17 protein-coding genes are annotated in these 21,024 nt (G+C 61.2%); 4 read left to right on the top strand and 13 right to left on the bottom strand.

From position 1 onward, the window contains the following. Nucleotides 1-9 precede the first annotated feature (9 nt). Nucleotides 10-870: an archaetidylserine decarboxylase gene (gene asd / locus HU724_RS03440; protein ID WP_024011354.1), complete on the top strand. Its 861-nt coding sequence runs from the start codon at nucleotides 10-12 to the stop codon at nucleotides 868-870. A 66-nt stretch (nucleotides 871-936) separates the two neighbouring features. Next, nucleotides 937-2,685 (top strand): cyclic-di-GMP receptor FimW-related protein, encoded by a 1,749-nt coding sequence (locus HU724_RS03435; RefSeq protein WP_186567410.1) that lies wholly within the window; start codon nucleotides 937-939, stop codon nucleotides 2,683-2,685. A gap of 103 nt (nucleotides 2,686-2,788) precedes the next feature. Here the strand turns inward: HU724_RS03435 and serB are convergent, their stop codons facing one another. Continuing rightward, nucleotides 2,789-4,003, bottom strand: coding sequence for a phosphoserine phosphatase SerB (gene serB, locus HU724_RS03430; RefSeq protein ID WP_016771966.1), 1,215 nt, complete (start codon nucleotides 4,001-4,003; stop codon nucleotides 2,789-2,791). 134 nt (nucleotides 4,004-4,137) lie between these two features. On the opposite strand from serB, the gene HU724_RS03425 reads away from it, so the two are divergent. Beyond that, the gene (locus HU724_RS03425; protein ID WP_041477649.1) at nucleotides 4,138-5,649 is read left to right on the top strand and encodes an AhpA/YtjB family protein; all 1,512 of its coding nucleotides are present in this window, start codon (nucleotides 4,138-4,140) and stop codon (nucleotides 5,647-5,649) included. Between the two features lie 348 nt (nucleotides 5,650-5,997). Here HU724_RS03425 and HU724_RS03420 read toward each other — a convergent pair whose 3' ends face one another. The 10 genes from HU724_RS03420 to HU724_RS03375 all read right to left on the bottom strand — a co-directional run bounded on the left by HU724_RS03420 (nucleotide 5,998) and on the right by HU724_RS03375 (nucleotide 16,705). Then, complete coding sequence (locus tag HU724_RS03420; RefSeq protein WP_039756820.1) at nucleotides 5,998-6,708, bottom strand: PqiC family protein; 711 nt, start codon at nucleotides 6,706-6,708, stop codon at nucleotides 5,998-6,000. A gap of 185 nt (nucleotides 6,709-6,893) precedes the next feature. Beyond that, the gene (gene parC, locus HU724_RS03415) at nucleotides 6,894-9,158 is read right to left on the bottom strand and encodes a DNA topoisomerase IV subunit A (RefSeq protein ID WP_024011349.1); all 2,265 of its coding nucleotides are present in this window, start codon (nucleotides 9,156-9,158) and stop codon (nucleotides 6,894-6,896) included. A gap of 7 nt (nucleotides 9,159-9,165) precedes the next feature. Next, on the bottom strand, nucleotides 9,166-9,690 hold the full coding sequence (locus tag HU724_RS03410) for a retropepsin-like aspartic protease family protein (RefSeq protein WP_186567412.1): 525 nt from the start codon (nucleotides 9,688-9,690) through the stop codon (nucleotides 9,166-9,168). Next, nucleotides 9,687-10,691 (bottom strand): esterase-like activity of phytase family protein, encoded by a 1,005-nt coding sequence (locus HU724_RS03405; RefSeq protein ID WP_186567414.1) that lies wholly within the window; start codon nucleotides 10,689-10,691, stop codon nucleotides 9,687-9,689. Before HU724_RS03405 ends, HU724_RS03410 begins: the two co-directional genes overlap by 4 nt. 203 nt (nucleotides 10,692-10,894) lie before the next feature. Continuing rightward, the gene (locus HU724_RS03400) at nucleotides 10,895-11,884 is read right to left on the bottom strand and encodes an esterase-like activity of phytase family protein (RefSeq protein WP_186567416.1); all 990 of its coding nucleotides are present in this window, start codon (nucleotides 11,882-11,884) and stop codon (nucleotides 10,895-10,897) included. Further along, entirely contained in the window at nucleotides 11,884-13,791 is a 1,908-nt protein-coding gene (gene parE, locus HU724_RS03395; protein ID WP_024011346.1) for a DNA topoisomerase IV subunit B, read from the bottom strand. Before parE ends, HU724_RS03400 begins: the two co-directional genes overlap by 1 nt. 41 nt (nucleotides 13,792-13,832) lie before the next feature. Then, a complete protein-coding gene (locus tag HU724_RS03390) occupies nucleotides 13,833-14,441 on the bottom strand; it encodes a YqiA/YcfP family alpha/beta fold hydrolase (RefSeq protein ID WP_076565352.1) in 609 nt (202 codons plus the stop codon). Nucleotides 14,442-14,731: 290 nt separating this feature from the next. Beyond that, nucleotides 14,732-15,547 carry a 3',5'-cyclic-AMP phosphodiesterase gene (gene cpdA / locus HU724_RS03385; RefSeq protein ID WP_186567418.1) on the bottom strand — a complete coding sequence of 272 codons (816 nt, stop codon included), beginning with the start codon at nucleotides 15,545-15,547 and terminating at the stop codon, nucleotides 14,732-14,734. Between the two features lie 97 nt (nucleotides 15,548-15,644). Next, complete coding sequence (locus HU724_RS03380) at nucleotides 15,645-16,097, bottom strand: DUF1249 domain-containing protein (protein ID WP_016771972.1); 453 nt, start codon at nucleotides 16,095-16,097, stop codon at nucleotides 15,645-15,647. After that, nucleotides 16,088-16,705: an NUDIX domain-containing protein gene (locus HU724_RS03375; RefSeq protein ID WP_024011344.1), complete on the bottom strand. Its 618-nt coding sequence runs from the start codon at nucleotides 16,703-16,705 to the stop codon at nucleotides 16,088-16,090. Before HU724_RS03375 ends, HU724_RS03380 begins: the two co-directional genes overlap by 10 nt. 227 nt (nucleotides 16,706-16,932) lie before the next feature. Between HU724_RS03375 and HU724_RS03370 the strand changes: the two genes are divergently transcribed. Next, nucleotides 16,933-17,679, top strand: a complete 747-nt coding sequence (locus HU724_RS03370) for an RsiV family protein (protein ID WP_186567420.1) — start codon at nucleotides 16,933-16,935, stop codon at nucleotides 17,677-17,679. On the opposite strand, the gene cytX is transcribed toward HU724_RS03370, so the two are convergent. Both cytX and thiC read right to left on the bottom strand, forming a co-directional pair. Continuing rightward, entirely contained in the window at nucleotides 17,648-18,940 is a 1,293-nt protein-coding gene (gene cytX, locus HU724_RS03365; protein WP_186567423.1) for a putative hydroxymethylpyrimidine transporter CytX, read from the bottom strand. The genes HU724_RS03370 and cytX overlap by 32 nt on opposite strands. A gap of 140 nt (nucleotides 18,941-19,080) precedes the next feature. Next, complete coding sequence (thiC, locus tag HU724_RS03360; RefSeq protein ID WP_186567425.1) at nucleotides 19,081-20,970, bottom strand: phosphomethylpyrimidine synthase ThiC; 1,890 nt, start codon at nucleotides 20,968-20,970, stop codon at nucleotides 19,081-19,083. Nucleotides 20,971-21,024: the final 54 nt, after the last annotated feature.

The raw sequence follows: 21,024 nt of genomic DNA, 5'->3' as shown, positions 1-21,024 counted from the left end.
GGACAACTAATGAAAGAGCGTCTGTTTATCCTCAGCCAGTACCTGCTGCCGCACCACCTGCTGTCGCGCCTGGCCGGCTGCATCGCCGAATGCCGCGTGCGCTGGTTCAAGAATGCCTTCACCCAATGGTTCGCCAAGCGTTATCAAGTGGACATGTCGCAAGCACTGGTCGAAGACCTGACCGCTTACGAGCACTTCAACGCATTCTTCACGCGTGCGTTGAAAGACGGCGCGCGTCCACTGGACGAAACTCCGGGCGCGATCCTCAGCCCGGCCGACGGTGCGGTCAGCCAGCTCGGGCCGATCGAGCACGGTCGCGTGTTCCAGGCCAAGGGCCACAGTTTCAGCGTGCTCGAATTGCTCGGCGGTGATGCGGCCAACGCAGCACCGTTCATGGGCGGCGACTTCGCCACTATTTACCTGTCGCCGAAGGACTACCACCGCGTGCACATGCCGCTGGCCGGCACCCTGCGCGAAATGGTCTACATCCCGGGGCGGATTTTCTCGGTAAACCAGACTACTGCCGAAAACGTCCCGGAGCTGTTTGCCCGCAACGAGCGTGTGGCGTGCATCTTCGATACAGAACGCGGGCCGATGGCCGTGGTGCTGGTCGGTGCGATGATTGTCGCTTCGATCGAAACCGTGTGGGCCGGTCTGGTCACACCACCGAAGCGCGAGCTGAAAACCTTCCGCTACGACGAAGCCGCACGCGCACCGATTCATCTGGAAAAAGGCGCGGAACTGGGACGCTTCAAGCTCGGTTCAACGGCGATCGTGCTGTTTGGCCCGGATCAGGTGAAGTGGGCCGAAGAGCTGGTGGCCGGCTCGCCAGTGCAGATGGGCCAAGGTCTGGCGCTGCCAAAAGCGTGACCCTGTTCGCGGAAGCAGCCGAGGCTGCTTCCGCAAACTGCGGCATTTGCTGCTATGGTTTTGCTCATGAGCCAGACCAACTTTTCTCCCAAGCTGCGCGCTCCGACTCCCACGCAAACGCGCCTGTCGTTCTGCGACGCCAGCCCGCGTGATCTCAAGCGCTGGATCGCCGGCCTGCCCAAGGCCAACATCGGCGAAACCGCCCGCCTGCTTTATCAAGGCCTCGGCGAACTGAACCTGTTGCTCACCCCCAGCGACAATCGCCTGCAATTGCTTGAGCTGCTGCGGCCCGAGGTGTATTTCGTCTGCCAGCATCTGGAACGGCACTTTCTGCATCAGGCGATCATGCTCGACGAGCGTTCGCGCAAAGTCAGCAACCTGTGTCAGGCCCTGCAAGGCCAGTTGGCCATCGGCTATAAACAGATCGCCCTGCGTATCCTGCCCAAATACAGCAAGGACCGCGCGACGTTGGTCAGCACCGCATTGCAACGTGCCGCGCACGCGCTGAAGGCGCAACTGGTGCGTGCGACGCGGTTGTACAGTTCTCCACCCGAGCATGTGTGGTTCGAATTGCATCAGCTGTATCGCAGCGCGGCGCAATTGCAGCTGCAACAACGGCGGCTGCGCGATGATCTGGCCTTTTTGACCAGCGAACTGAGCGTCGAACAGACCTACATCACCGCACTGCTATTGGGCAGTGCCCGTTGCAATCAATTGCGTCAAAGCCAGATTGCCCGGCTGGCCGAGGTGATCGAGCCGTGGAGCGCCCTGCTCAAACTGCATCCCGGCAGCGCCGACGACGGCTTGTTTGCGGTCAGTCCGGAACTCGATGTCGGCCCGCGCTACCGCAAGATGTTTCGCAGCGAACAACAGAGTGGGCTGCAGGGCTTCGATCCGCAACCGCTGGTCAAACAGCTCGAAACGCACCTGCTGCACCAGTCCACCTCGACCCCGTTACCCGTTTCCGCCGGCCTCAGCGTCGACACCCTGCAACATCTGCACGCTACCTGGGGCCAAGCGGCCGAACGCAGCTTTCAACGCATCGCCGGCCAGGGCACGCTGACCGTGTGCGTTGGCATGAGCGCCCTGCACTTCTACCTCGGCGGCGAGCGCACCTTCAGCGAGTTGCTCAAACATCCCGGTGCCCGCGCGGCAAACTTCAGCAGCGTCGTGGCCAACGGCGAAAAGGACAGCTGGAGTCAGGCGTTCGACGCTGCGCCGCAAAGTAACGATGAGCTGTTGCCATACGAGGAAATCCAGTACGACCAATTGCCCGAAGACGAAGGCCCAAGCAACGCGCCGAATTATCCGACTTACGCCCTGCCGGTGATCAACCATAGCCCCGGCGGCTATTGCCTGGCTTGGCCGAGCGAAGTGCCGGCGGAATTGCAGGCCGGGGAAATGCTCGGCATTCAGGACAGCGAGGGCAAAGGCTGGAGCATTGCGGTGATTCGCTGGATCCGCCAGGTGCGCGGCAGCGGCACACAGATGGGCATTGAACTGGTCGCGCCACACGCGCAGCCGTGCGGCTTGCAACTGGTCCGAACGAAAGATGATCACAGCCAGTATTTGCGCGGCTTATTACTGCCGGAAATCAGTGCGATCGATGTGCCGGCCACCGTACTTGCGCCGCGCCTGCCCTTTCAGGAAGGCAACAAGGTGTTGATCAACACCCAGGGCGAAGAACACCGCGCGGGGTTGGATCGACGGGTGGCGAGTACGCACAGCTTCAACCAGTTCGCCTATCGCTCGCTGGATCCTGCGCAGAATGGCGGAGGAGAGGAGGATTTTGATTCGTTGTGGAATTCGCTTTAAACCGAGGCGCGGCCTTCGCGAGCAGGCTCGCTCCCACACTGGAATGAGGTTTCCCGTGGGAGCGAGCCTGCTCGCGAAGAGGCCAGATCAGCTTATCGAGATCTCAGAGCTGCCCGTCGCGATCGCGGAAACCCAGCAGATACAACACACCATCCAGCCCCAGCGTTGAGATCGCCTGCTTCGCCGACTGCTTGACCAGTGGTTTGGCGCGGAACGCCACGCCCAGCCCGGCAATCGCCAGCATCGGCAAGTCGTTGGCGCCGTCGCCGACGGCGATGGTCTGCTCCAGACGCAGACCTTCCTTGTGCGCCAATTCCTTGAGCAAGTCAGCCTTGCGCTGCGCATCGACAATCGGCTCGATCGCCACGCCGGTGCACTTGCCGTCGACCACTTCCAGCTCGTTGGCAAACACGTAATCGATGCCAAGCTTGGCTTGCAACTGCTTGGCGAAATAAGTGAAGCCGCCGGACAGGATGGCGGTTTTGTAGCCGAGGCGCTTGAGTTCGGCGAACAGGGTTTCGGCGCCTTCGGTCAGGCGCAGCGAGGCGCCGATCGAGTCGAGCACGCTGACGTCGAGGCCCTTGAGCAGCGCCAGGCGCTCCTTGAAGCTGGCGCGGAAATCCAGTTCGCCGGCCATCGCGCGCTCGGTGATTTCGGACACTCGATCACCCACGCCGGCCGCCTTGGCCAGCTCATCGATGACTTCCGCTTCGATCAGCGTCGAGTCCATGTCGAACACCGCCAGACGCCGGTTGCGACGGAACAGCGAATCTTCCTGAAAGGCGATATCGACGTTCAATTCCTGGGCAACGCTGAGGAATTCGGCGCGCAGGGCCTGTGGATCGGCAGCTTCGCCGCGCACGGAAAACTCGATGCAGCCCTTGCCCTTGTCGGCCGGAGTGTCCAGCGGCATGCGCCCCGACAGACGGTCTATATGGTCGATGTTCAGGCCATATTTGGCGGTGATCGCGCTGACCGCCTGCAACTGGCCGGCAGTGACCTTGCGCGTCAGCAGGGTAACGATATGGCGCTTCTTGCCCTGATTGCCCACCCACTGCTGGTAATCCTCTTCGGACACCGGGGTGAAGCGCACTTGCTGATCCAGTTCGTAGCCCTTGAACAGGATGTCCTTGAGCACCGACTTGCCCTGTTCGGAATCGGGGATTTCAACCAGGATGCCGAACGACAGGGTGTCGTGGATCACCGCCTGACCGATGTCGAGAATGTTCACACCACCTTGTGCCAGAACACCGGTGATGGCCGCCGTCAGACCCGGACGGTCGACTCCCGTGATGTTAATCAGGACGATTTCGCGCAACGCGCACCCCCGCAACTGGAAAAAAACCGCATTCTACCCACTTTCAGTGACCATCGGGCACCGCGAGCGCTTTGCCGGTCTGGGGCCTGTCGCTATACTGCGCGTCAACTTCACGGACAAAGAGCCGAGCTCAAGTGAACCGGCCCACGCCAGTCAAAACCGATAACTTCTTCCTGCTGATCTTCCGTGCACTGCGCCATCGCCGTGTACCGATTGCATTGCGCATTGCCAGCCACAACGTGATCCTGGTCGCTCTGGCCCTGGTGATCTATGCCGGGGTGATGGGTCTGCAATTCAAGCAGGCCATGCACGAGCAGGCCGATGCGCTGGGCGAAAGCCTGACCACGCAGACCGCCACTTCCGCCACCGAGCTGCTGGTGTCCAACGACATCCTCAGCCTCAACGTGCTGCTCAACAACCTGACCAAGAACAAACTGGTCGCCCACGCGGCGATCTACAGCGTGGACAACCGCATCCTCGCCGAGTCCGGTCAGCGCCCCAAACACAGCCTGCTGGGCGAAGCCGAGGGCATGTACGAGAGCAAGATCACTTTCCAGGATGTGACTGCCGGGCAACTGCGCATCAGTCTGGACATGGATCAGTTCCAGCAGCCGATGACCATCAGCCTTCAGAGCATGGGCATTTTGAGCGCGATTCTGCTGGCGCTGTCGCTGGCTCTGAGCCTGCGCATGGGCCGCTATCTGTCGACGCCGTTGCTGCAATTGCGTGTGTGGCTGCGCCGCATCGACGCGCACACCCCGGGCATCGATCGCCAGGATGAAATCGGCGATCTGGCGCGCCAGCTGCACGCCAGCTACGCCCCGGAACCTGAGCCTGAGCCCGAACCCGAACCGGAATTCGCCGAGGAAGAAGACGAGCCGGAATTCGAGGTGCGTAACCTGCGCGATCCAAGCTTCGACGAAAGCCGCCCGCTGGCCGCGAAGAAACCGGCGCCGCGTCACCTGGTCAGCACCGTCGAAGACGATGATGACGATGACGCCTTCGCCGACCTGCGCGACGAATCGCTGAACGGCGCCGCCCAACCGCTCACGCGCAAACCGAGCCCTGACGTTCCGCAGCATACCGCCGTACTGGCCGTGCAACTGGGCTCGCAGGAACAATTGCGCCGCTTGCCTCGCGCGCGTCTGGAAGAATTGCAGGACCGCTATCGCGACTGCCTTGAGCAGGCCGCGTCGCTGTATCAGGGCGAAATCGAAACCCTCAACGATGGCAGCACGCTGTTGCTGTTCCACACCGAAGATTGCGGCGACGATTACCTGACCAATGCCATCTGCTGCGGCGAACTGCTGCGTGCTCTGGGTCATCAGTTGCAGATCGAGGTCGCAGACAGCGGCATCACCCTGCAATTGCAGCTGGGCCTGACCTTGGGCGATGAATTGTTCGGTCTGAGCCAGATTGATCTGCTGCTGACCGATTCGGCCCAGGATGCACTGGCCTTGTCGCAACACAGCCGCAATCTGCTGCTGGTCGAGCGCAAGATCAGCGATGACACGTTGATCCGCCAGCGTGCGCGGATCCGGCCGATCGCCAGCCCTGAAGGCGCTTGCTGTGTGGAGCGGTTGATGGAACCGTATCCGTCGATGCTGGAGCGGCAACTGGCGCGGATGCATGAGCGCCGGGCGTAAGGCTTAGGCCAGATACGCAAAAGCCCGCAGACGAGTGATTGTCTGCGGGCTTTTTTGTGCGCGGTGTTATTGGAATCGTGCGCACCCCTGAAAAGCCCCTCACCCTAGCCCTCTCCCGGAGGGAGAGGGGACCGACCGAGGTGTCTGGCGCCATATGTCGACCTGACAGAACTTGGCGATTATGGATTCACCTCCGCGCGTTCACGTCGGTGTAGCTATAGAATATCCCCCAATCGGTCCCCTCTCCCTCCGGGAGAGGGTTAGGGTGAGGGGCTCTGGATCTTCCACCCCACCTCCAGACACAACAAAGCCCGCACAAGGCGGGCTCTGTTCTGACGCGTTCCAGCCTCAGAAGCGAAACACTTCCATATCGGTACGAATCGGCGAGGCCATCGGAATCTTCGGCTGCTTCTCGGCATCCGCCGCCGGCGCTGCGGGTTTCGGCGCGGCCTTGCGCGGTGCCTCGGCCACTGGCGGCTGGTTGGCCAGTGGCTTGAGCGCCACCGACAGTTGCTCGGCCAGACGCTGCAACAGAATCCCCTGTGCCTGCACCTGGGAAGCGGTGCTGCCAGCATGCAACTCTTGCAGATGAATGATGCGGTTATCGCGCACCTTGCCGCGACGATCGATCAAACGCCACTGCGCATCGAGAATCGCCGGTTGTTTCGCTCCGGAATCCAGACGGGTGATGGTCAGCAAAACCTGCACATCCGGCGTGAACCCGGCGGTAGCAGGCGCCAGCACCACACGCTGGCTGTCCAGATGACCGGCGACCTGACGCATCAGCAACTGATCGATATCCGACGAAAGGCTGCCGGCCCAACGACCGTCGGTCGCCGCTTGCAGGCTGCCGTCCGGTTGACGTTGCAGCAGGGTTTCGCGTTGCAGGTAATCGGCTACAACCACCGGCCCCAGCAAAACCGCCATGCCCGCGCTTTGCGCAGGCTGAACCGGACTTCCGCTGTCCAGTTGGTACAGCGACACCGGCTGGTGAACGCTGCAACCCGCCAGGCCAAGAACGCCGGCGAGCAACAAAATAAGGGGGCGTAGAGCAGTCATCATCCCGTCCAGGTGGCCGCCACAAGGCTGACCACAGTGAAAATACTCAATAAATATGAAGAACGCTCGGCCACGCCGGCGCTTGAAAGGCCATATCATCCGTGAATATGCGTTCCGACTCCAGCGCCAAAGCGTCGATCTACGCGTTTAATCGCAGATCGAACGCTCTAGGAAGGCGTTCTCGCCTAATTGAGGTTTTCGACGAGCAGCGCATCGACCCGCTGAAAGCCCCGCGGAAGTTTGTTTCCGCGCCGTCCACGCTCACCTTTGTAGTGCTCGAGGTCGTCGGCTTTCAGTGACAGGGTCCGTTTGCCAGCCTGCAACACCAGGGTGGCGCCTTCCGGCAGAACGGCGATGTCCGTGACATATTCTTCGCGACTGGCCACGCGTTCACCGGAGATACCGATGATCTTGTTGCCTTTGCCCTTACCCAATTGTGGCAGATCACTGATTTTGAAGATCAGCAGGCGACCTTCGGTCGTGACCGAGGCCAGCCAGTTCTGCTCACGATCGGCCACAGGGCGCGGTGCGATGACCTTGGCGTTGTTCGGCAAGCTCAACAGCGCCTTGCCAGCCTTGTTCTTCGCTTGCAGGTCTTCGCCTTTGACCACGAAGCCATAACCGGCATCGGAGGCAATCACGTACAGCGCATCGTCTTCGGGCATCAGCACGCATTCGAACGAGGCGCCCGGTGGCGGCGTCAGACGGCCGGTCAACGGTTCGCCCTGACCACGGGCCGACGGCAAGGTATGCGCGGCGACCGAATAGCTGCGGCCGGTGGAGTCGATGAACACGGCAAACTGGTTGGAGCGCCCCGCCGCCGAGGTCTTGAAGCCATCGCCGGCCTTGTACGACAGACCGGTGGCGTCGATGTCATGGCCCTTGGCCGAACGTACCCAGCCCTTTTCCGACAGCACGACAGTGACTTTCTCGTTCGGCAGCAGATCGTGCTCGCTCAGCGCCTTGGCTTCGGCGCGCTCGACGATTGGCGAACGGCGGTCGTCGCCGTAGGTTTCGGCGTCTTTGAGCAGCTCGGTGCGCACCAGTTTCTTCAGCTTCGCTTCGCTGCCCAGCAGGGCTTGCAGCTTGGCCTGTTCCTTGAGCAGTTCGTCCTGCTCGTCACGCAGCTTCATCTCTTCCAGTCGCGCCAACTGACGCAAGCGGGTGTCGAGGATGTAGTCGGCCTGAATCTCGCTGAGGGCGAAACGCTCGATCAGCTTGGCTTTCGGGTGTTCCTCGGTACGGATGATGTGGATCACCTCATCCAGGTTGAGGTAGGCGATCAGCAAACCGTCCAACAGATGCAGGCGACGCTCGACCTTGTCGAGGCGGAATTGCAGGCGGCGACGCACGGTCAGCACGCGGAACTCCAGCCATTCGACCAGCAGCGCACGGAGGTTTTTCAGCTGCGGCTTGCCGTCCAGACCGATGATGTTGACGTTGACCCGGTAGGTCGATTCCAGCTCAGTGCTGGCGAACAGGTGCTGCATCAGCGCTTCGTGATCGACGCGGCTGTTGACCGGGATGATCACGATGCGGCACGGGTTTTCGTGGTCGGATTCGTCACGCAGATCGGCGATCTGCGGCGCTTTCGACGGTTTGGCCTGCATCAGCGCGGCAATCTGCTCCAGCACTTTGGCGCCGGAGACCTGATGCGGCAGCGCGGTAACGATGATGTCGCCGTCCTCGACGTGGTACACGGCGCGCATGCGCACCGAGCCCTTGCCGGTTTCGTACATCTTCAGCAGGTCGGCGCGCGGCGTGATGATTTCCGCTTCGGTCGGATAATCCGGACCCTGAATGTGTTCGCAGAGCTGTTCGACCGTGGCTTTCGGCTCATCCAGCAAGCGTACGCAGGCGGTGGCGACTTCGCGCAGGTTGTGCGGCGGCACATCGGTGGCCATGCCCACGGCGATACCCGTGGTGCCGTTGAGCAGAATGTTAGGCAGGCGCGCCGGTAATACCAGCGGCTCCTGCAGGGTGCCGTCGAAGTTCGGGCCCCAGTCAGCGGTGCCCTGGCCCAGCTCGCTGAGCAGCACTTCGGAATAGCGCGACAGCCGCGCTTCGGTGTAACGCATGGCGGCGAAGGACTTCGGATCGTCCGGCGCACCCCAGTTGCCCTGGCCGTCGACCAGCGTGTAGCGATAGCTGAACGGCTGCGCCATCAGCACCATCGCTTCGTAGCACGCCGAGTCGCCATGGGGGTGGAATTTACCGAGCACGTCACCGACGGTACGCGCCGATTTCTTGTGCTTGGAATCGGCGTCCAGCCCCAGCTCGCTCATGGCGTAGACGATACGCCGTTGTACCGGTTTCAGGCCGTCGCCGATATGCGGCAAGGCGCGGTCCATGATCACGTACATGGAGTAGTTGAGGTAGGCATTTTCGGTGAAGTCAGCCAGCGAGCGGCGTTCTACACCATCCAGGCTGAGATCAAGGGAGTCGCTCATGCGGGCCTCATCGGTTCGTTGTCTGGCGCAGCAGCAAGGTGCCACCGCGCTGGGTAAATTCAAGTTTGTTCAGGGCGCTCATGCCGAGCAGCACCTGGTCGCCATGCAGTCCCGGCGCCACCAGTGCGCGGACATCCCGCAGCACGATGTCGCCCAGTTGCAGGCGGGCAATTTTCGTTCGATAGCCCTGGCTCAGGCCATTGGCCGTGCTCAGGGTCACACCGAAGCCTTCTTGCAGCTTCAAACGCTTGGCCAGATCCGCCGGGATCGACACATCGGTCGCCCCGGTGTCGAGCATGAACTCCACCGGCTCGCCGTTGATCTGGCCGCTGGCGACGAAATGCCCTTGGGCATTGCTCGCCAGTTTCACTTCGATAAACCCTTCGCCCTGCTCCGACGTGACGACAATGTTCGGATTCTGCTGACGTTGCTCCCACTGACCAAAAAACTTTGTCGCGAGAAACAGCGCCGCGCACCAGGCGAGGATCATCAGCACCCGACCGGCACGCTTGCCCGGTGGCTGCTGCCTCAAGGACTGGCACTCCAGCCGCCGTCCGGCGCGGCGAAGCGCCACACGATTGGGCGAGATTCGCCATCGGCACGTGTGGCAAAATTGTTGTCGACGCCAACCCACGCTCCTTGAGCATCGACCAGCAATGCCTCGGTCAGACCGTGCTGCGAGGTGTAAAGCCGACTTGCAACCAGTGCGTCTGCGGCGAATGACCAGCAGCGCTCCTGCCTTCCCGTCACCATTTCATGGCGACAGATTTTGAAAGCATTGCGATCCAGCAGGAACAGTTTGTTATCGAATAGAGCGATGTCTGAAAAATCCTTATCTACCCATTTGGAACCTGGAAATTGGGGCGGCTGAGGGGCCAGCCCTTCCTCGGCCATTACCACACAAACGGAATAGCAAAACCATGTGTAATACATGGGGTTAAGCATCCGTTTGATTTTTACCAAGCCTCTTTTTTGCCGCTCGGCAGCCAGCCAGATTTCAGTATTGGCAAGACCGGTCACCACCACGCCTTCATACAGCGCGTTGGCCTGCGCCAACAACCCGGCTTCCCGCGCCATCGTCAGCATTTGGGAGGAGATGCTCAACCAGCCCAGTCCACCATCGGGTCTGATTCGGAGAATGGCAGAATACGTTTCACTCAGAATGTAACGATTCTGACCAGAGTCACAAGTGATCCCTTCAAAGTCCAATGCACCATTACCCGCAAGCGATCTGAAGAAGCTTCGGGTTTTCATGCTCAAGGTTCGCCCGGGATCTTCGGGGACAGGCGGCACATTAATCAAAACTGCCTCGGCCTTCCACACCCGGGCTTGTGTATCGAGTCTGTAGATCTGATCGTCGTCCCGATCCGACACTGTCCACAAGACCCCACCACAGTTGGCAAGTCCGGACAGGTTCCCCCCGCGCATGCCATCCACAGGATGCTCCGACAGCATCCGCAGCTGAGGGTCCGCAGCCAGTCCCATCGAACTCCAGACGAGCAAAAAAAACGCAATAAAATGATTGAGTTTCATCATTGATCTCCAACAGTCGGCGTTTCAAGCTTCCCCGAGCCTTGCACAACATGTCGGAATTCAACGAACACACTACTTTCTCGACAGCATTGCTTCAGAGCTTCATACCTGCCCACCATGCAGCACGAGCAGAATACTCCCGAAGTATTGCAGCACTTTCCGGATCTGCGCACCGATTGACCAACCAATCGTCAACAGCACGCTCAAAAATTGCCGTTCCAGCCACCGTCCGGTACAGCAAAGCGCCACACCACCGGGCGGACCTCACCGTCGACACGCGGGCCAAAATTGTTGTCGACGCCGATCCAGGCGCCCTCGGCGTCGATGATCAGCGCTTCCTCCAGTCCGTAGTTCTGCGAGTAGCGGCGATTTTCCTGCAACAGTTCGCCGGCATACGACCAGCACTGCTCGACCTTGGCCGTCTGCGCATCGCGACGGCAGATCTCGAAAGCGTTGCGCTCAAGGGTAAACAGCTTGCCGTTGAACAACGAAATGTCGGAAAAGTCGCGATGAACCGCTTTCGCCTTCCGAAACTGTGGCGGCTGCATCTCCTTGCCGCCCTCACTGAGCAGCACGCAGCGACCGTCACAATCCCACACCGTCTGCTGGCGTCTGATCAGCAGCAAACCACGTTTTTGCCGTTCGGCGGCCAGCCATATCTGATCACCGGCCGGGTTGATCGCCAGGCCCTCGAAGATCGAATTGAACTTCAGCAGCAGGCCGCTCGCCCGCGCTTCGCGAACCAGCAGCGGCGAGATTTTCAGCCAGTTCGCCGGGCCACTGACCGGCACCTGCAACACCGCCGCATGGGCCTCACTGACGATGTAGCGATTGCCGACGCTGTCGCAACTGATGCCTTCGAAATCCAGATCGCCACCGCGAATGAACGATGCAGCCCAGGTGCGCGAACTCAAACCCCACGGCAAGCCGCTCTCGGGCACGGGCGGCACGTCGATGTGCACGGTTTGCGCCTGCCAGACCGGATCGCGGGTATCGAGCCGATAGATCTGCTCGTCATCGCGATCGGAAACCGTCCACAGCTCATTGCCGCACATGGCCAGCCCCGACAGGTTACCGCCGCGCATGCCTTCGACCGGGTGTTCGGAAAGCAGCCGCAATTGTTGCAGCGGCTCGGCCGACACGCTCAGCGCACTCAGCAGCAACGCACCCGCCAAGGCCCAGCCAAACTGCATCAGGCCAGCACCTCGGCGAGGTTGCCTTTGGATTCCAGCCAGGATTTGCGGTCGCCGGCGCGTTTCTTCGCCAGCAGCATGTCCATCATTTCCGAGGTTTCGGCGAAGTCTTCGCCCAGCGTCAACTGCACCAGACGCCGAGTGTTCGGGTCCATGGTGGTTTCACGCAGTTGCGGCGGATTCATTTCGCCCAGACCCTTGAATCGGGTGACCTGCGGCTTGCCGCGTTTCTTCTCGGCGACCAGGCGATCGAGAATACCGTCGCGCTCGGCTTCGTCGAGGGCGTAGTAAATCTCTTTGCCGAGGTCGATGCGGTACAGCGGCGGCATCGCCACATAGACGTGACCGGCATCCACCAGCGGGCGGAAGTGCTGGACGAACAGCGCACACAACAAAGTGGCGATGTGCAGACCGTCGGAGTCGGCGTCGGCGAGGATGCAGATCTTGCCGTAGCGCAGCTGGCTCATGTCCGCCGCGCCCGGATCGACGCCGATGGCCACGGCGATGTTGTGCACTTCCTGGCTGGCGAGCACTTCGCTGCCGTCGACTTCCCAAGTGTTGAGGATCTTGCCGCGCAACGGCAGGATCGCCTGGAATTCCTTGTCCCGCGCCTGTTTGGCCGAACCGCCGGCGGAGTCACCCTCGACCAGGAACAGCTCGGAACGCATCGGGTCCTGCCCGGCGCAGTCAGCCAGTTTGCCCGGCAATGCCGGGCCTTGGGTGACGCGTTTGCGCTCGACTTTCTTGCTCGCCTTGAGGCGACGACCGGCGTTATTGATCGCCAGTTCGGCCAGGGCCAGACCGGTTTCCGGGTTGGCGTTGAGCCACAGGCTGAAAGCGTCTTTCACCACTCCGGAGACGAACGCCGCCGCTTCACGGGATGACAGACGCTCTTTGGTCTGGCCGGAGAATTGTGGTTCCTGCATTTTCATCGACAGGACGAAAGCGATGCGCTCCCAGACGTCTTCCGGCGCCAGCTTCACGCCGCGCGGCAGCAGGCTGCGGAATTCGCAGAACTCGCGCATCGCATCGAGCAGACCCTGACGCAGACCGTTGACGTGCGTGCCGCCCTGCGCGGTCGGGATCAGGTTGACGTAGCTTTCCTGCACCGCGTCGCCACCTTCCGGCAGCCACAACAGTGCCCAGTCGACCGCTTCCTTATTACCGGCGAAAGCGCCGCAGAACGGCTCGTTTGGCAGACGTTCGAATTCGCTGACCGCATCGACCAGATAAGAGCGCAGGCCGTCTTCGTAATGCCACTCGACTTTCTCGCCGGTGCCTTTGTCTTCGAAGCTGACCAGCAGCCCCGGGCACAACACAGCCTTGGCCTTGAGCACGTGCTTGAGGCGGCTGATGGAGAATTTCGGTGAGTCGAAGTATTTCGGGTCCGGCGCGAAGTACACGCTGGTGCCGGTGTTGCGCTTGCCGACGGTGCCGACGATTTCCAGCTCGGACGCCTTGAAGCCGTCCTTGAAGGTCATCTGGTATTCGTTGCCGTCACGTTTGACCCGTACGCGCACTTCGGTCGACAGCGCGTTGACCACGGAAATACCCACCCCGTGCAGACCGCCGGAGAACTGGTAGTTCTTGTTGGAGAACTTGCCGCCCGCGTGCAGCTTGGTGAGGATCAGCTCAACGCCGGATACACCCTCTTCCGGGTGGATGTCGACCGGCATGCCACGGCCGTCGTCGCTGACTTCCAGCGAATGGTCGGCGTGCAGGATGACCTGCACCGATTTGGCGTGGCCGGCCAGGGCTTCGTCGACGCTGTTGTCGATGACTTCCTGGGCGAGGTGGTTCGGCCGACTGGTGTCGGTGTACATGCCGGGGCGTTTGCGCACCGGGTCGAGGCCCGAGAGGACTTCGATGGCGTCTGCGTTATAAGAACTAGCGCTGGGAGTGGCCATAAGGTCTCGTCGTCAGTCATTCATGAAAGAGGGGCAAGACTTCACAGCGTGGTGAAATCGATTGCCTGATACATATCGGCAGCCATGCCGGCAAAACTCAGCAACGCCGGCAATTGCCCGGCAAAGCCCTGGAAACTGTGGTCGCCGCCAGCCTGGATGCGCAAGGCACAGGCGCGGTAATACTGTTGGGCGAGGCGATAATCCAGCGTTTCGTCGCCGGTTTGCAACCAGACCTGATAACGCTGCGGATCCTGCGGTGGCGGCACTTCCAGTTCGGCCAGCGCCGTGACGTGGTCGTGGGTCAGTTCCCAGGTTTCATCGGTGTAGAGATTCTTCTGCGTGCCCAGATAACCATCGAACATCCGGTGCGGGCTGACCGCCGGGTTGACCAGCAGGGCTTTCAGGCCATGGCGCTCGGCCAGGTGAGTCGCATAGTAGCCGCCGAGCGAACTTCCCACCAGCAACGGCCGGCCCAGCTCGGCGATTGCCTGCTCGAGCTGACCGATGGCTTCGCGCGGATGGTGATGCAGCGCCGGCACGCGCAATTGCTCGCTCAAACCCAGCCGCTCCATGACCGCGACCAGCTGACAAGCCTTCTTTGAGGCCGGCGCGCTGTTGAAACCGTGGATATAGAGGATCGAACCGGACATTTGAGCTCCCTGGCTGTCGGCGAAAGATAGCGGAGTTTACAGGGAGAAGGACCGGGATTGGGGGTGGGTTCAATAAATTGGTGTGACAGCACAAGCTGCCCTCACCCTAACCCTCTCCCGGAGGGAGAGGGAACCGACTGGGGGATATTCGAGAGCTACACCGACCTGAACGTTATGCTGCGAATCCATAATCGATATCGCTGTTTCAGGCCGATGCACAGCCAAAGACACCGAGGTCGGCCCCCTCTCCCTCTGGGAGAGGGCTGGGGTGAGGGTCTTTGATTGTCAGTTCAGTAACCGTTGGAGCCGTAATCGACTGTGAACTCGAAGTCGGTGACTCTTTCGACGCCCGTTTCCAATTTCCCGTCCGGGAACAACCGCAGCCAGCGATACCCCGGCGCCTGCTCGCCCACTTTGAAATCCGCACTGCCCGGCTCGAACTGGATGCACGTCGAAGGCGAAGCCATCAAGCGCACGCCATTGCGTTCGCGATCGATTTGCTGATGCACATGCCCCCACAACACCGCGCGAACCTGCGGGAAGCGATCCAGCACTTCAAAGAACGCTTCCGGGTTGCGCAGGCCGATCGGCTCCATCCACGCGCAGCCGATCGACACCGGATGATGATGCAGGCACACCAGATGATGACGTTCCGGCGCTTCGCTCAGCGCGCGGGCGAGCAGTTGCAATTGATCATCCTGCAGATAGCCCGGCACCGAACCCGGCACTGCCGAATCGAGCATCGTCACTCGCCAATTGCCGATATCGACCACTGCTTCCAGCAGCGTGCTCTGCACCGCCGCCTCGGCCATGACCATCGGCTCGTCGTGATTGCCGGGAATCCAGCGCGCCGGGGCATTGATCTGAGCGCTCATCTGGCGGAAGGCCTGATACGACTCCAGCGTGCCGTCCTGGGAAATATCGCCGGTGGCCAGCAGCAGATCGATCTGCGCCTGTTGCGCCAACACCAGGTCGATGACCTGTTGCAGGCTCTCGCGGGTCTTCATGCCCAGCAGCTTGCCGTCCGCCTCGGCGAACAGGTGGCTGTCGGACAACTGCACCAGCAGCGCCGGGTCGGCGCTGGTCAATGTCGATACGCTGGGCAAGGCGCTCTCCCGGGGCTAGGCACGCAATGGATGGGTGCGGCAATTATGCTGGGGGATGACACAAAGGGGAAACCGCCGAAGCGGACGCAGTTCACAACTAGCGAACGACTTCGTACTCGTGCCCCAACGCCAGGCAATGACTCAGCCATTCGCCCAGAAACACATTGAGCTGGGCCTTTTCATCGGGCTGGTGCATGGCGGCGTTCGGATAAGGATAGATGCCGCGAAAGCGTCGTGCATGCTCGGCGCTGACCACTTCGGCCATGCGCGCATCGTGATAGACCTGCACTTCCAGTTGCGGCACCGGCAGCCACGGCAGGCTGTGCTCCTGGCGTACCTGCAAGGTCGTGGTGTACGGGCAGGTCTGCAGCACTTCGAGGGCGAGCACGCCGAGCATCTGCTCGCCCTGGGTCACAGCGATACGCCGCGCTTCGGGTTCGTTGCGCATGTCCGGCAGCAGTCGCATCAGGCGCGCGTAGTTGGCCTCGCAGGCGGCTTGCAGCCCCACGAGGTCAACCCGATAACGATCGCGCAGCTTGTTTACGACCATAGCCCCCTCACTTCGGCGCGGTTCAGCGCCAGCCACTGCAAGGCGATGATGCTCGCCGCGTTGGCAATACGTCCGTCACGCACGGCCTGCAAGGCATCTTCAAAGGCCCAGACCGTTACGCGAATGTCTTCGGCCTCTTCTTCCAGCCCGTGCAGACCGCCGACACCGTCGGTGCTGCAACGCCCCAGATACAAATGCACGAATTCGTTGCTGCCACCCGGCGATGGGAAATACTTGGTCATCGGCCACAACGCCTTGATGTCCAGCCCAGCTTCCTCCTGCGCCTCGCGGTGAGCAACTTCTTCCGGTTGCTCATCCTTGTCGATCAGACCGGCGACCAGTTCGACCAGCCACGGGTTGTCGGCCTTGCCCATGGCGCCGACACGAAACTGCTCGATCAGCACCACTTCATCGCGCTGCGGATCGTAAGGCAGGACGCACACGGCATCGTGGCGCACGAAGATTTCCCGGTTTATCTCGCGGCTCATGCCACCGGCGAACAACTCATGGCGCAGGTGCACACGGTCGAGCTTGTAGAAGCCCTCGTAGCATTTTTCGCGCCGCACGATATCGACGGCGGTCGGAATGGCGTTGGCAAAGTCCGTCATAAGCATCCTCTTTACTGCACATCCATTACGAGGTTGCTGTGTGTAACCGGCAACCTCGACTTCGCGCCATCCTAACGCGCCCGCACCGTTTGATGCAGCCCCTTTACCGTCAGCGGGATGGACGGTGAAGCTGAAACACACTCTAATCAGCTTAGTGGCGAACCGACTGCTCCGTTGAGAGTCGAAGCGGTATCTTTTTGCCTTCCCCTGCTTTCGAAAGGACGCCCATGTCGCTTTTCAAAATTGCCTCTGTGGCCGCTATTGCCCTGACTCTGGGCGCTTGTGCCAGCCTGTTCCAGCCCAACTATCGCACGCCGCTGGAAACCACCCGCGACGCCTCGGAACAACTCAAACCCGGCTGCTCCAACCCCGATTGCCCGCTGGTGAACATCGACACCCTGCGCTTCCCGGGTGAGCCGGCGCTGGATGGCATCATCGAAAAACGTTTGCTGCAAATGACCCGCACCGAGAAGAACGCGCCGGTAGCGCCAACCCTGGCCGCCTACCGCGAGCAGTTCCTCGCCAGTGCCGGCCCGCGCAACAGCAGCTATCTGCAAGCGAAAGTACGCGAGCAGCATGACGGACTGGTGATCATCGAGCTGTCGAGCTACCTCGACACCGGCGGCGCCCACGGCACGCCGGGTCGCGGTTTCATCAACTATTCGCGCCAGCAGCACAAGGTGCTGAACCTGTCCGACATGTTGCTGCCGGGTCAGGAAGAGGCGTTCTGGAAAGCCGCGCAAGTGGCGCACAACAGTTGGCTGATCAGCACCAAGCTCGATCAGGAGGCGGAATTCGTCGCGAACTGGCCGTTCGTGAAAACCCCGCACGTGGCGCTGACCTACGGTGGCGTGATCCTCAAGTACGACGTGACCACCATCGCGCCTTATGCGCTGGGCCACGTCGAACTGAAGATTCCTTACCCGCGCCTGAACGGCATTCTCAAGCCTGAGCTGTTTCCCGGCCGTAACTGAAGGCCCGGCCCAGCACTAACTGCAACAGCCCTGCCAGCACCAGCGCCGGCAGGGTTGCGCCGACATCCGGATACAGATTCGCCAGCAAGTGGTAGGTGCTCACGCCACCCAGCCACGCCAGCAACGCCGGCCAGCGCAATGCGGCTGAGGCGACCTGAGCACTGCGCTTGCGCAGGATGAAGTGATCCACCAGCACCACGCCGAACAGCGGCGCGAACACCGAGCCGATCAACAGCAGGAAATTCTGGTACTGCGCCAACGGCGCCAGCAGTGCGATCAGCGTGCAGATCACGCCGATGGCCAAAGCCAGGTGCTCGACTTTCAGACGCAACAGGATCCCGCTCGAGACCGCTGCCGAATGTATATCGGCAAAAGCGTTTTCCGACTCGTCGAGCAGAATCAGCAACAGCGGAATGCCCAGACCGGCACCTGCCAAGGCCAGCAGCAGCGCGTTGACTTCACCGCTCGGCGCAAACGCCAGGGTGTAGGCCACACCAAGGCTCATCAGCCAGATATTGCCGATGAAAAAACCGACAGCCGTGCCACCGAAAACATTCTTTGCGCGTTTGCCGAAACGCGAATAGTCGGCAATCAACGGCAGCCACGACAGCGGCATGGCGATGGCAATGTCGAAGCCCACGGCAAACGGCATCGAACCGTCACCGGCGCGCGCCCACAGCACCGCGAGGTCGGCTTTGGCGAACAGGTTCCAGGTCAGCCACAGGCACGCGGCAAGCAACAGCCAGATGCCCCACTTGCGCAGAATCTGCCGCACGAACGTCAGCGGCCCGCTCACCGCGAGCAAGGTCGCCAGCGCGCCGAAGAACAACGTCCACAGCATCGGACTGGCCCACAGCGAGCCTTCGCTGAAGGCGCGGGTACCGAGCAGGCTGGCGGCATCGCGCATGACGATGATTTCGAACGAGCCCCAGCCGATCAGTTGCAGCAGATTGAGCAGCGCCGGCAGGCTCGCGCCTTTGCTGCCGAGGCTGAGTTTCAGCGCCGCCATCGATGACAGGCCGGTGTCGCTGCCGATCACGCCGACCGCGGCCAGCAATAGCACGCCGACCAGCGTGCCGAGGAAGATCGCCAGCAAAGAACCGGACAGGCCCAGGCCCGGCGCGAGCAATGCGCCGGTCTGCAAAACCATCAGGCCGATGCCGAGGGAGAACCACAGGGAAAACAGATCGCGACCGCCGAAGACACGCTTGTCAGCGGGGACGGCGAGGTCGGGGGAATAAGTGCCGGGTTGAATGCTCAAGGGTGTTATCTCAAAGGGACATTTGTTGTGATCGTTCCCACGCTCTGCGTGGGAATGCCTCTCGGGACGCTCCGTGTCCAGTGACGCGGAGCGTCACGGGCTGCATTCCCACGCGGAGCGTGGGAACGATCAGTACGGGGTCAGACTTTCTTGTACAGCTGACTGCCTTCCTGTTTGAACCGCTCGGCCTGCTCAGCTAGCCCCTTGGCGACGTCCACATCGACCGCGTCGATGCGCTGGTTGGCCGCATACTCGCGGACTTCCTGGGTGATTTTCATCGAGCAGAATTTCGGTCCGCACATCGAGCAGAAATGCGCGACCTTGGCCGAGTCCTTCGGCAGGGTTTCGTCGTGATAGGAGCGCGCGGTGTCCGGGTCCAGGCCGAGGTTGAACTGGTCTTCCCAGCGAAATTCGAAACGCGCCTTGCTCAGTGCGTTATCGCGGATCTGCGCGCCTGGATGTCCCTTGGCCAGGTCCGCCGCATGCGCGGCGATCTTGTAAGTGATGATCCCGGTTTTCACGTCATCCTTGTTCGGCAGGCCCAGGTGCTCCTTCGGCGTCACGTAGCAGAGCATCGCGCAACCGAACCAGCCGATCATCGCCGCGCCGATACCGGAAGTGATGTGGTCGTAGCCCGGCGCAATGTCGGTAGTCAGCGGGCCGAGGGTGTAGAACGGCGCCTCGTCGCAGCATTCGAGCTGCTTGTCCATGTTCTCTTTGATCAACTGCATCGGCACGTGGCCCGGGCCTTCGATCATGCATTGCACGTCGTGCTTCCAGGCAATCTTGGTCAGCTCGCCGAGGGTTTCCAGTTCGCCGAATTGCGCTTCGTCATTGGCGTCGGCAATCGAGCCCGGACGCAGGCCATCACCCAGCGAGAAGCTGACGTCGTAGGCCTTCATGATTTCGCAGATTTCGTCGAAGTGGGTGTAGAGGAAGTTCTCTTTGTGGTGCGCCAGGCACCACTTGGCCATGATCGAACCACCACGGGAGACGATGCCGGTCACGCGTTTGGCGGTCAGCGGCACGTAGCGCAGGAGCACGCCGGCGTGAATGGTGAAGTAGTCGACGCCCTGCTCGGCCTGTTCGATCAGGGTGTCGCGGAACAGCTCCCAGGTCAGGTCTTCAGCAACGCCATTGACCTTCTCCAGCGCCTGGTAGATCGGCACGGTACCGATCGGCACTGGCGAGTTGCGGATGATCCACTCGCGGGTTTCGTGAATGTGTTTACCGGTGGACAGGTCCATCACCGTGTCCGAGCCCCAGCGAATGCCCCAGGTCAGCTTCGCCACTTCTTCTTCGATCGAAGAACCCAGGGCGCTGTTGCCGATATTGCCGTTGATCTTCACCAGGAAGTTACGGCCGATGATCATCGGTTCCAGTTCGACGTGGTTGATGTTGGCGGGAATGATCGCGCGGCCGCGAGCGATTTCTTCGCGGACGAATTCCGCGGTGATTTCTTGCGGAATGCTTGCGCCGAAGCTGTGGCCGGCATGTTGCTGCTTGAGCAGGCCGGCCGCGCGCGCTTCTTGCAGCTTCATGTTTTCGCGGATGGCGACGTATTCCATCTCCGCAGTGATGATGCCTTTGCGCGCGTAGTGCATCTGGCTGACGTTGGCCCCGACCTTGGCGCGGCGCGGGTTGTTGACGTGGGCAAAGCGCAGTTTGGTCAGCTCGGCATCGGCCAGACGCTTCTGGCCGAAGCTCGAGCTCAGGCCCGGCAGGCGCTCGGTATCGCCACGGTCATCGATCCACGCTGAACGCACATCGGCCAGACCTTTGCGCACATCGATGACCACGTTCGGATCGGTGTACGGGCCAGAGGTGTCGTAGACCGTGACCGGGGCGTTGATCTCGCCGCCGAAATCGGTCGGGGTTACATCGAGGCTGATTTCGCGCATCGGTACGCGAATGTCCGGGCGCGAGCCCTGAACGTAGACTTTTTGCGAACGGGTGAACGGCTTGACCGACTGCTCGTCGACCTTGGCCGAGTCACTCAGGTTGATCGCGTTTTTTTCTTTTGTTGTCATCACAGGCTCTCCAGACGGCATCCAGCAGTGGATTGTCGGAGCAGAACCTGAAAG

This window comes from Pseudomonas iranensis (assembly GCF_014268585.2).
GTDB lineage: Bacteria > Pseudomonadota > Gammaproteobacteria > Pseudomonadales > Pseudomonadaceae > Aquipseudomonas > Aquipseudomonas iranensis.
This window is presented reverse-complemented; position numbering and strand designations above follow the sequence as displayed.

Excerpts from the sequence above, each read along its gene's own strand:
- asd (WP_024011354.1), top strand. The coding sequence starts at position 10 with ATGAAAGAGCGTCTGTTTATCCTCAGCCAGTACCTGCTGCCGCACCAC.
- HU724_RS03435 (WP_186567410.1), top strand. The coding sequence starts at position 937 with ATGAGCCAGACCAACTTTTCTCCCAAGCTGCGCGCTCCGACTCCCACG.
- HU724_RS03420 (WP_039756820.1), bottom strand. The coding sequence starts at position 6,708 with ATGACTGCTCTACGCCCCCTTATTTTGTTGCTCGCCGGCGTTCTTGGC.
- parC (WP_024011349.1), bottom strand. The coding sequence starts at position 9,158 with ATGAGCGACTCCCTTGATCTCAGCCTGGATGGTGTAGAACGCCGCTCG.
- HU724_RS03405 (WP_186567414.1), bottom strand. The coding sequence starts at position 10,691 with ATGAAACTCAATCATTTTATTGCGTTTTTTTTGCTCGTCTGGAGTTCG.
- HU724_RS03400 (WP_186567416.1), bottom strand. The coding sequence starts at position 11,884 with ATGCAGTTTGGCTGGGCCTTGGCGGGTGCGTTGCTGCTGAGTGCGCTG.
- parE (WP_024011346.1), bottom strand. The coding sequence starts at position 13,791 with ATGGCCACTCCCAGCGCTAGTTCTTATAACGCAGACGCCATCGAAGTC.
- HU724_RS03390 (WP_076565352.1), bottom strand. The coding sequence starts at position 14,441 with ATGTCCGGTTCGATCCTCTATATCCACGGTTTCAACAGCGCGCCGGCC.
- HU724_RS03380 (WP_016771972.1), bottom strand. The coding sequence starts at position 16,097 with ATGGTCGTAAACAAGCTGCGCGATCGTTATCGGGTTGACCTCGTGGGG.
- HU724_RS03375 (WP_024011344.1), bottom strand. The coding sequence starts at position 16,705 with ATGACGGACTTTGCCAACGCCATTCCGACCGCCGTCGATATCGTGCGG.
- HU724_RS03370 (WP_186567420.1), top strand. The coding sequence starts at position 16,933 with ATGTCGCTTTTCAAAATTGCCTCTGTGGCCGCTATTGCCCTGACTCTG.
- thiC (WP_186567425.1), bottom strand. The coding sequence starts at position 20,970 with ATGACAACAAAAGAAAAAAACGCGATCAACCTGAGTGACTCGGCCAAG.